This window comes from Fictibacillus phosphorivorans, from assembly GCF_023715845.1.
GTDB classification, from domain to species: domain Bacteria; phylum Bacillota; class Bacilli; order Bacillales; family Fictibacillaceae; genus Fictibacillus; species Fictibacillus phosphorivorans_D.
On record NZ_JAMBOR010000002.1, the window covers coordinates 177,833 to 188,706 of the forward strand.

Consider the following 10,874-nt stretch of genomic DNA (forward strand, 5'->3'; position numbering starts at 1 on the left):
TATTCTCCTAACTGCTACATAAGTGTCTGGGCGTTTAATTCTCCCGTAATCTGCAGATCTTTTATGCTTTTATCTTTTTGAAAATGAGCAATGATTTCTTCAAACCAGCTTCTCAGCTCTGGCTCATTTTTGTATTTTATCATTACCTGATAGCGATATCTATCCTTCACACGTGCGATAGGTGACGTAACAGGGCCAAGCATGAGGCTTTCAGGTGACAGTCTTTTGGATAAAAAGCTGGCTGCCTTTTCGCTTGCTTCTACAACCTGCATTAACTCCAAATGACTGAAGGTCAGTAGACCCAAATAATAAAACGGAGGGTATTGATGCAGTTTCCTTGTTTTCATTTCGTAATTATAAAAACTGATATAGTCATGTTGTGAAGCTAACTGAATGCTGTAATGTTCTACATCATATCCTTGAACAATGACTTTTCCCTCAAGTTCATGTCTCCCTGCTCGTCCGCTCACTTGTGTAAGAAGCTGAAATGTTTTTTCTGACGCTCTGAAATCTGGCAGATGCAGCATCGTGTCAGCAGCCAACACACCAACTAAAGTTACCTTTGGAAAATCAAGCCCTTTTGCGATCATCTGAGTACCAAGCAAAATATCTGCTTCACCATTTCCAAAAGACGTTAGTAATTTTTCGTGACTACCTTTTTTGGAAGTGGTATCTACGTCCATCCGTATTACTCTAGCTTCAGGCAGGACTTTTGCAAGCTCTTCTTCTACTTTTTGTGTTCCTGTTCCAAAAAAACGAATATGTTCAGAGGAACAAGAAGGGCAGGCTCTCGGTGTAATTTCTTTGTATCCGCAATAGTGACATTTTAATTCACCATATCTTTTATGATAAGTCAGGGAGATATCGCAATGTGGACATTGTGCTACATATCCGCAATCTCTGCACAAGATGAATGAAGCATAGCCGCGTCTGTTAAGAAAAAGAACAGATTGCTCACCTTTTTCAATTCCTTCTTTTAGTTTCTCCATTAATTCATTAGAAAACATCGAGCGGTTTCCGTTCTTCAACTCATTCCTCATGTCTACAATTTTCACTTCTGGCATCGAATTTGAATGAACACGAGTACTAAGCTGAGCAAGCTTATAGCGCCCTTTTTGCGCCCTTGCATAAGTCTCTAAAGCGGGTGTTGCACTACCTAGGATTATCGGACAAGAATGATATTCCCCTCTCCAGATTGCTACGTCTCTAGCGTGATAGCGCGGGTGATCTTCCTGCTTATAGCTTGATTCATGTTCCTCGTCGATAATAACAATCCCTAAATTTTCAAATGGAGCGAAAACAGCTGAACGAGCACCTACGACGACTGATACTTCTTTTCGAAGAATCTTTCTCCATTCATCATATTTCTCTCCTATGGACAAGGCACTATGCAACACTGCAACGGAACTTCCGAAGCGGCCTTTAAATCTGTTGACCATTTGAGGCGTGAGTGAGATCTCAGGAACTAAAACGATCGCTTCCTTCCCTTTATCAATGACAGCTTGTATGGATTGAAGATAGATCTCCGTCTTTCCGCTACCGGTAACCCCATGAACAAGTATCGTTTGATGCTCATCGTTTTCAATAGAATCTAAGATCGGAGTGATTGCGTTCTTCTGATTTTCCGTTAATGGAAGCGGCTCTGTCGATTGGATGTTTCTGCCCTGGAACGGATCTCTGTATACCTCTTTTTCTTCTATAAGAATGACGTCTTTTTTAAAAAGCGATTGAGCTGAAGAAAGAGAAGCACCTGTTTCATGAAGGATTTCCTGCAAGGAGTATTCACCAGGTGGTCTCTTTATGAGCTCGGAAATGATAGCTCTTTGCTTTTCAGCCCTATTCCCTTTTCCTTCTAAGAGCTCTTCAGCTTTCGTTTTGTCTAGTAGAGAAACAAATTTTACGATCCTTTTATTCGCCTTGTCTTTTACTTTATAGACAACATCCAATACTCCTGTTTTTGTCAGCTCTTGTAGATCTTTCAGTAGATGGGAGTAGGATTTTAAGACTTCATTTAAACTTAGCTCTCCATTTGCTGAGAAAAGTACGGATAATTCTTCCGATAACTTTTCAGGCTTAAGGACCGTAAAAATCTTCTCATAAGTAGCCTTCATAGCTGCAGGTAACATCGCCTGATAAGCAGTAATGTAAAAGCTTAGTGTATTTTCTGCCAGCCATTGGCCAAGATCAATAAGTTCGGGTGTAAGAACAGGCAAAGGGTCGAGTATTTCGATAATGTTCTTTATACCCTTTACAGAGGACGATTCCTTTAAGGCTAAAATAAATCCTTGCAGTTTTCTTGGTCCAAAAGGAACAATCACACGCATACCTGGTTCTGCCCAATTTTCCAGCTCAGGAGGGACTTTATAATCAAACGTCTTATTGACACTTCCAGAAGGGACATCAACAACGACTGCAGCGATCATGGTTTCATCATTTCCATCACTTCTTGTAAAATTTCATTTGCCGCCTGGTCTTTTGAAAGGATAGGCAACGGGCGTACGGATCCATCTTTTTTAATCATGACTATCTCGTTTGTGTCACTACCAAAACCAGATCCTTCTTTAGATACATCGTTTCCAACGACCATGTCTAAATTCTTTCTTTCCAATTTGTCCTTCGCATAGTCTTCAAGGTTTTCAGTTTCAGCAGCGAATCCAACGAGAATCTGATGTTCTTTTCTCTTGCCAAGCTCTTTTAAAATATCATCGGTTTTCTTAAGTTCGATCGTCCATGTATCATTCTTTTTCTTAAACTTATTCTCATGAACGGTTACGGGTGTATAGTCTGCAACCGCTGCGCATTTAATAACGACATCCTGTTTACCGTATAGGCTGATTGCTTTTTCAAACATGTCTTTAGCAGAAATGACCTTTTCAACTTTCACGCCAGATGGAACCTCAAGAGATGTAGGTCCTGTTATCAACGTAACATCTGCCCCAAGGTTTTTTGCTGCAGCCGCAATCGCATACCCCATCTTGCCTGATGAATGGTTTGTAAAATACCTTACAGGATCGAGTTCTTCTCTCGTCGGACCAGCTGTGACCATTACTTTTTTTCCCTTAAGAGGAAAGGGTTGATCATCTCTTTTCTCATTAAAGTACATATGAACCGCTTCTATCAGTTCTTCTGGTTCAGCAAGTCTTCCTTTACCAATCCATCCACAGGCAAGGAGTCCTTCGTTCGGTTCAATAAATCTCCACCCAAACGAAGCAAGTGTTTCCATGTTCTTTATTACAGCTGGATGATTAAACATATTTACGTTCATAGCAGGTGCGATCAGCACGTCTGCTTTTGTTGCTAGTAAAGTAGTAGAAAGCATATCGTCAGCCATGCCGTTTGCTAGCTTCCCAATAACGTTTGCGGTAGCAGGAGCTATCAGTACAAGGTCTGCCCAATCCGCGATATCGATATGACTAACAACCGCAGGGTCTTTTTCTTCAAATGTATCTGTATATACGGCTTGTCTTGTCAGCGTTTGAAAGGTTAACGGTGTAATGAATTTTTGGGCAGACTCTGTAAGAATCACTTTCACTTCGTATCCGCTTTGGTATAACTTACTTGCCACAGGAGCTGCTTTATAGGCCGCAATTCCGCCTGAAACAGCAAGCAATATTTTTTTCTTTTCCATAATAAACCCCTTCCGCCGCTCATTTGCTTAACAATTCACATCTATTTTACAGCATTTATATGTATTAAAAAACTTTATGAATTTATATAAAAATCGTATTTTACGTTCAGAAAGCAGAACAAAAAAATAACAACCTCTAAATAAGGTTGTATATTTTTTCAAGATTTATATGTTAATCAGCAGGTGTTTCTCCAACTTTTGTTAAGATTCCAGATTGAATTTCTTCAAGTGCTTTCCCAACAAACTTATGTGAAACAGGTTTAGCGATCTGTTGGTTGCCATACTTTTGAATTTCTCTCGCACGTTTTGAACTTAGAGTAACAAGAGAATATTTTGAGTCGATTTTTTCCATAAGAGAATCGATGGAAGGATATAGCATTATTGGTCATCTCCTAAAATTTTTTGGTATTTTGGACGAACTCGGTCCACACGGCAATGTTCAGTTGTAATGATTGCTTTAATACGATTACAAGCTGATTCGATCTCATCATTAACCACAGAATAATCATAGTGCTTCATAAGCTCGATCTCTTCTTTGGCTACTGTCATCCGATTGTTTATCAAATCTTCAGTCTCAGTGCCTCGCCCAACAATACGGTTTCTTAGTTCATCCAGGCTAGGTGGCGTTAAGAAGATAAATACACCTTCCGGAAAGATATTTTTCACTTGAAGTGCACCTTGAACTTCAATCTCTAAAATTACATCTTTGCCTTCGTCAAGAGTGCGGTTCACATATTCGATCGGCGTACCATAATAGTTCCCGACATATTCTGCCCACTCTAGTAATTCTTTATTTTCAATCATGCGTAAAAACTCTTCTTTTGTTTTAAAGAAGTATTCTACCCCATGTCGTTCGCCTTCACGCGGCTTTCTTGTCGTCGCTGAGACTGAATATTGAATGTCCAGCTTTTGTTCACGAAGCGCCTTGCAAACAGTACCCTTTCCTACACCAGAAGGGCCGGAAAGCACAAACAGAATGCCTCTTTCTTTTTCCATATAAACCTCCACAACCTAACTTTCTTCTGAGCCCTCATCAACTGACATGAGTCTGTGAGCTACAGTTTCTGGCTGTACAGCCGACAGAATGACATGATCACTGTCAGTCACAACGACCGCTCTCGTTCTACGGCCATATGTAGCATCAATCAGCATGTTCTTTTCTCTTGCAACCGTAATTAATCGTTTAATCGGTGCAGATTCTGGACTGACTACCGCAATAATTCTGTGAGCAGCAACAATATTTCCGTAACCAATATTAATTAATTTCATCTTTAACCGCCCCTAACCTGCTACTATTCTAGCCAAATGGAATAACGGGTCATACGCTAATTGCATGATATTGTGAAAAACTGTACACATGTTCTTATATTTTAGCACACAAATCCGAGAATCTAAACTATTTTCCCTAATTTTGAGGAAATAACGTGAAAAAACACTTTGTAAGGAGTAGAGTTTTATATTTTCACAACGTGTTTAATATGCAGATTTGCGGATGAGTTGCTTTAAAGTCGGTCTATTTCTTACGGAGTAGCATGATATCTCCCGGAGCGCGCATTTATGTTAACTTTATGTAATCATTTTACATGGAATGTGCATAGATCTGCCGGATTTGTGCATAGACCTCCCAGAATCGTGCATAGACCTCCTGATTATGCATAGAACTCGGTGATCATGCATAGATTTTCGGGAACAGTGCATAGTCCTTACTGAATCGTGCATAGATCTCTTGAAACGTGCATAGACCTCCAGAATCATACCTAGATTAAACAAATTCCCACAGCAGATTAATTTGTAGTTAGAAAAACAAACGAAGCTGGCTCCTAAATTAGTGAGCCAGCTTTCTTTTTATCTTGCTTCTCTTTTAAACAGCTGAAAACCAGCTAATGCGAATGTTGGGATAGAAGCCATTCCTAGCACAAGCAGCCATTGTCTTACTGACAGCGGAACAGTGTGGAAAATCTCTTGTAAAGGCTGTATATACATAACAACCAGCAGTAAAAGGATCGATGAGATGACCGCTAATACTAGATATCCGTTTTGGAACGGATTTCTATGGAAGACGGAACGTTCGCTTCTGCAGTCGAACACATGAATCAATTGCGCCATAACGAGTGTAGCAAATGCTACGGACTGTGCCACGATCAACTGATCTGGATTTTCTTTTAGCGTTACCCAGAAAGCGAGAATCGTAGCCGCTCCGATTAAAAATCCGCGGGAAACAATTTTCCATCCAAGACCTCTGGAGAATACCCCTTCTTTTGCCTGACGCGGTTTTCGCCTCATTACGTCTTCTTCAGCCTGATCCACCCCTAGAGCCATTGCAGGCAATCCGTCTGTGACGAGGTTCACCCACAAAATTTGAATCGGCACGAGCGGGAGAGGCAGTCCCATGATCATCGCGAAAAGCATAACAAGAATCTCGCCCACGTTGGAAGCTAATAGATATCGAATAAACTTCCGGATATTTTCATAGATATTCCTTCCTTCTTCAATCGCTGCACGAATGGTTGCGAAGTTATCATCTCCGAGTACAAGAGACGAAGCTTCTTTTGCAACATCGGTTCCGGTCATCCCCATCGCGATTCCGATATTTGCCGACTTAATAGCAGGAGCGTCATTCACCCCGTCTCCTGTCATCGCAACAACATGCCCTTTTCTCTGCAGAGACTTTACGATTTTTAATTTATGTTCAGGAGATACCCTCGCATACACATAAACATTCTCTGAAACTTTGTCTAGTTCTTCATCATTCAGCTGTGCTAACTCTGCTCCTTCCATTACTCGTCCGCCTTCAGGAAGCATGTTCAGCTGTTTAGCGATACTGGCTGCTGTTACGACATGGTCGCCTGTGATCATGATCGTTTTTATACCGGCAGTCTGACAATCTCTTATACTTTCTTCAACTTCTGGACGAGGGGGATCCATCATTCCCTGAAGTCCGATAAAAGTCAGGCTTCTTTCAGCAAAGGAGGCTTGTGCATAATACTCTCCTTCTTTTAATGGCCGGATAGCAACAGCTATCGTTCTCAACGCTTGACTGCCTAATGCGTAGATCGCTTCTTTAATGCGTTCCTTATGAGCTTGTTTCATTAACTGTCTCTTATCATCCCAAACAATGTAATCACTTTTTTCCATTAAAACATCTGGAGCACCTTTTACAACGAGCATCTTATTCCCTTCTGTATCCTGAACAATGACACTCATCATTTTTCGTGATGAATCAAAAGGAAACTCATGCTGAATTGTAAATTGTTCACTTAACGACTCTTTCGTAATCCCAGCTTTATAGGCGCTGACTAACAAAGCTGTTTCAGTAGGATCTCCCACTTCAATCAACGAACCATTCTTGCCTTCTTCAAGAGTAGCGTTATTACAAAGTGCAGCATAAGCTAGCACTTCTGTAAGCTTATCTCCTCTTTTACCGTCTTCGTTAAGTCCTGAGCCCACCACTTCAAATTCATCATCCATGACAGACCACGTTCTGCCTTGAGACCAAATTCGCGTGACTGTCATTTTATTCTGTGTAAGTGTTCCTGTTTTGTCTGAACAAATCACCGTGGCACAGCCAAGTGTTTCAACAGAAGGAAGCTTGCGGACGATCGCTCGTTTCCGGATCATCTTTTGAACACCGAGTGCGAGTGCTATTGTAACGATCGCAGGCAGTCCTTCAGGAATTGCCGCAACCGCTAGTGAAACTCCTGCTAGAATCATGCTGTACAGATCGTGTCCCTGCATAACTCCTGCAACCACGACAAGAACGGTTAACAATAATGCTAGAGCAATCAAGATTTTACCGAGCTGTTCAAGTTTCATTTGAAGAGGAGTTGCCAGGTTCTCAGCAGACTGGATCAAGTGTGCGATCTTACCCATTTCCGTCTTCATACCAGTCGCTACTACGATTCCTTGTCCTGTTCCTCGAGTTACCATTGTTCCCATAAATGCCATGTTCTCTTGGTCACCCAGTGGAAGCTCCTCTGCAGTAATGATATTGTTATGCTTTTGAGAAGGAACGGATTCACCCGTTAAAGCAGACTCTTCTATTTGAAGGCCAGAAGCTTTAAGCAAGCGTATGTCTGCTCCCACTCTATCACCACTCTTAATTCGAATCACATCACCCGTAACGACCTCTTTTGCAGGGATTGAAACCCACTTACCTTCTCTTAAAACTTGCGCAGTAGGAGCTGATAACTCTTTTAGAGAAGCAAGGGATTTCTCTGCTTTTCTTTCCTGAATAAACCCTAGTATCCCATTCATCACCACGATTAGAATAATAGCAATCGCATCTAGATACTCGCCTAAAAAACCAGACAGCAAGGTTGCTGCCAATAAAACGAGCACCATAAAATCCTTAAACTGTGCTAGGAACATGAGGATTGCTGATTGTTTCTTACCTTCCTCGAGCTGATTGGGTCCATCAAGCTTCAATCTCTTTTCCTGTTCATTCTTGGTTAGGCCTTTCTCTAACCTGCTGTTGAGAATTGATTCAATTTCGTCTTGCGGCAGCTGGTACCAATTCATAGCTTCCACCTCTAATAAGATTAGTTAAAGCCATTTATATGCAGGCATGTCCGCAAAAATGCTATACTATGAATCAGAAATAAGAGGTGAACCTATCATGAGTTTTGATGGAATAATGACACGCGTTGTAACTGTTGAACTTCAGGATACTTTAACATCCGGTCGTATTTCAAAAGTTTATCAGCCGCATAAAACAGATCTTGTATTTACCATTCGTTCAAATGGCAAGAATCATAAGCTATTGATATCCGCTAATCCATCATTTGCACGGATACATCTAACTGAACACCAATATGAAAACCCTGAAACTCCTCCGATGTTTTGCATGCTGCTCAGAAAACATCTAGAAGGCGCTTTTATTGAAAAAATCGAACAGCTGGGTGTAGAACGAATCATAAAGATTACTGTTAAAAACAGAGATGAAATTGGGGATGAGACCACAAAAGTCCTTTATGTAGAAATCATGGGAAGACATTCGAACATTATATTGACGGATGAAAAGTCTAAAAAAATAATAGACAGCATCAAACATATTCCTAGTTTTCAAAACAGACATCGAACCATACTGCCTGGTTTTACGTATATCCTTCCTCCTTCACAAGAAAAAGTTGATCCGTTCACGATTTCAAAGAAAGAAGAATTTATTTCTAAGATCTCTTGGAATGAAGGAAAACTGGATAAACAGCTAGTTACGAGATTCAGCGGGTTTTCACCCTTAATCGCCAAAGAAATCGTAGAAAGAGCCGGTTTATCCATTCAGGATCAGGTAGCTGAGTCCTTCTTATCGGTGATGAATCAACTTACTGAAAAGCGCTATGAACCTCAGATGATAACGAATCCGAAGAAAGAATACTTTTATGTTATTTCTTTAACACATGTTGAAGGAGAAATTCGTTCTTTTGAAACCGTAAGTAAGTTATTAGACCGTTTCTTTTACGGAAAAGCTGACAGGGATCGTATTAAACAACAGGCGAACGACCTTGAGAAATACCTTTCGAATGAGTATGAAAAGATTGTGAAAAAGATCGGGAAATTAGAAAAGGAACTTGAACAAACCGTAAACGCTGAGGAATATCAGCGTAAAGGTGAACTCCTTACTGCCTATATGTATTTGGCTAAAAAAGGTGATACCGTCATTGAAGTTGAGGATTACTTCAGTGAAGACCAGCCAGTCGTTCAAATTAAACTTGATCCTTTAAAGACACCGGCCGAAAATGCTCAAAGCTATTTTAAAAAATATGGAAAACTCAAAAAATCAGTCTCTATCATAAAAGATCAGATCGAAAAATCTAAGAATGAGCTTCTCTATTTTGAACGACTTATCGTTCAGATGGATTCTGCATCCATGAAGGATGTGGAAGAAATAAGAGAAGAGCTTGCGGAAGGCGGTTATTTAAAACACCGGCAGAGCAAGCAAAGGAAAAAACAAAACCAAGCTCCACAACCCGAGAAATTCATCTCTAGTGATGGAACTGAAATATTAGTCGGAAAGAACAACAAACAAAACGACTATTTAACATTCAAATTATCACGCGCGAACGAAACATGGCTTCATACAAAAGATATCCCTGGATCACATGTGCTCATTCGTTCGGCGGACCCGAGTGAAACAGATCTAAAAGAAGCTGCAGTTTTAGCCGGATTTTATAGCAAAGCTAAAAACTCCAGTTCGGTGCCGGTTGATTATACACTTGTGAAACATGTGAAGAAACCAAGTGGGGCTAAGCCTGGTTTTGTTATATATGACAATCAGCAGACGTTGTATGTAACTCCTGACGAAGATCTTGTTTTTAAGTTGAAGAAGTAAGGATACAAATGCTTTTTTAAGTAATTTCTTGTTGTTTTTGAAGGTTATTGATTTCCGTTCCAGTTGCTCGCTTTCCGCGGGGCAGGCGGTGAGCCACATTCGGGCGTTTCACTTTTAAGTGTCTCACCTGACCGCCAGTCCCGCAGGAGTCTCGCAACTACAACCTTTGAGTAAAACTCCAAGGATTAACTACAACCTAAAACAATCAATACCAAAACAAAAAACAGCAGGACTGCTATCGATTAGCTGTCCTGCTGTTTTTTTGCCTTGCTTATTATGGCAAGTCCGCCAAGTACTTCTTTGTGTGTTACTTCTGTGAAACCTAGTTCTTTAAGCAATTTAGTCATTTCATCTGGTGTATAACGGTGTCTTCTTGTACTGACGTTCGACCATTTTAGAAGAGCTATTCGCTCAAAACCACTAATATCATTTTCTTTTGCGTACTGAGCCGCTGCTGCTTGACTCATCTTTTCACTAGGGTTAAACATAGCCATCTGGCCGTCTTTTCTCAGCACACGTCTGATTTCTTTTATACCCTTTGAAGGATCTGGCAATAAGAACATCACACATGTTGATAATGCTAGATGAAAGGAATCTTCATCAAACGGAAGGTTTTCAGCATCGGCAATTAAAAATTCACTTTTGCCGCTGAGCTCATGATAGAAAAATTGTTGAATGCTCGCTTTCACCATTTCTGAAGAAAGGTCAACGCCGACCACTTTGTTAGCTTCTTCTGCTCCCCGCAGCAACAACCTGCCTGTTCCGCATCCGACATCTAAAATGTCCTTACCTTCCCAGGATCCTGTTATTTCTTTTAAGGTATCGTGTACACTCTTAAGCCAAGTGGTTCGTGCCATACCGTCGAAAAAAGATACTAAATCATCAAATTCTTCACCGTTCATTTTTCTCAAAATCGTATTC

Annotated in this window: 8 protein-coding genes; 1 reads left to right on the plus strand and 7 read right to left on the minus strand. The window is 40.6% G+C overall.

Going from position 1 to position 10,874, the window contains the following annotated elements:
• Positions 1–14: 14 nt before the first annotated feature.
• The 6 genes from priA to M3206_RS02545 form a co-directional block, all read right to left on the minus strand.
• Entirely contained in the window at positions 15–2,423 is a 2,409-nt protein-coding gene (gene priA, locus M3206_RS02520; RefSeq protein ID WP_251310927.1) for a primosomal protein N', read from the minus strand.
• Complete coding sequence (gene coaBC / locus M3206_RS02525; RefSeq protein ID WP_251311039.1) at positions 2,420–3,631, minus strand: bifunctional phosphopantothenoylcysteine decarboxylase/phosphopantothenate--cysteine ligase CoaBC; 1,212 nt, start codon at positions 3,629–3,631, stop codon at positions 2,420–2,422. The genes priA and coaBC overlap by 4 nt, the downstream gene beginning before the upstream one ends.
• Positions 3,632–3,800: 169 nt before the next feature.
• The gene (rpoZ, locus tag M3206_RS02530; protein WP_251310928.1) at positions 3,801–4,007 is read right to left on the minus strand and encodes a DNA-directed RNA polymerase subunit omega; all 207 of its coding nucleotides are present in this window, start codon (positions 4,005–4,007) and stop codon (positions 3,801–3,803) included.
• Positions 4,007–4,624, minus strand: a complete 618-nt coding sequence (gmk, locus tag M3206_RS02535; protein WP_251310929.1) for a guanylate kinase — start codon at positions 4,622–4,624, stop codon at positions 4,007–4,009. The genes rpoZ and gmk overlap by 1 nt, the downstream gene beginning before the upstream one ends.
• A 15-nt stretch (positions 4,625–4,639) precedes the next feature.
• On the minus strand, positions 4,640–4,897 hold the full coding sequence (remA, locus tag M3206_RS02540) for an extracellular matrix/biofilm regulator RemA (protein WP_066240628.1): 258 nt from the start codon (positions 4,895–4,897) through the stop codon (positions 4,640–4,642).
• 576 nt (positions 4,898–5,473) lie between these two features.
• Positions 5,474–8,146, minus strand: coding sequence for a calcium-translocating P-type ATPase, SERCA-type (locus tag M3206_RS02545; RefSeq protein WP_251310930.1), 2,673 nt, complete (start codon positions 8,144–8,146; stop codon positions 5,474–5,476).
• A 97-nt stretch (positions 8,147–8,243) separates the two neighbouring features.
• Here M3206_RS02545 and M3206_RS02550 point away from each other — a divergent pair, with 97 nt between their 5' ends.
• Positions 8,244–9,953, plus strand: a complete 1,710-nt coding sequence (locus M3206_RS02550; RefSeq protein ID WP_251310931.1) for an Rqc2 family fibronectin-binding protein — start codon at positions 8,244–8,246, stop codon at positions 9,951–9,953.
• Between the two features lie 242 nt (positions 9,954–10,195).
• Here M3206_RS02550 and M3206_RS02555 read toward each other — a convergent pair whose 3' ends face one another.
• Positions 10,196–10,855 (minus strand): class I SAM-dependent methyltransferase, encoded by a 660-nt coding sequence (locus M3206_RS02555; protein WP_251311040.1) that lies wholly within the window; start codon positions 10,853–10,855, stop codon positions 10,196–10,198.
• Positions 10,856–10,874 lie beyond the last annotated feature (19 nt).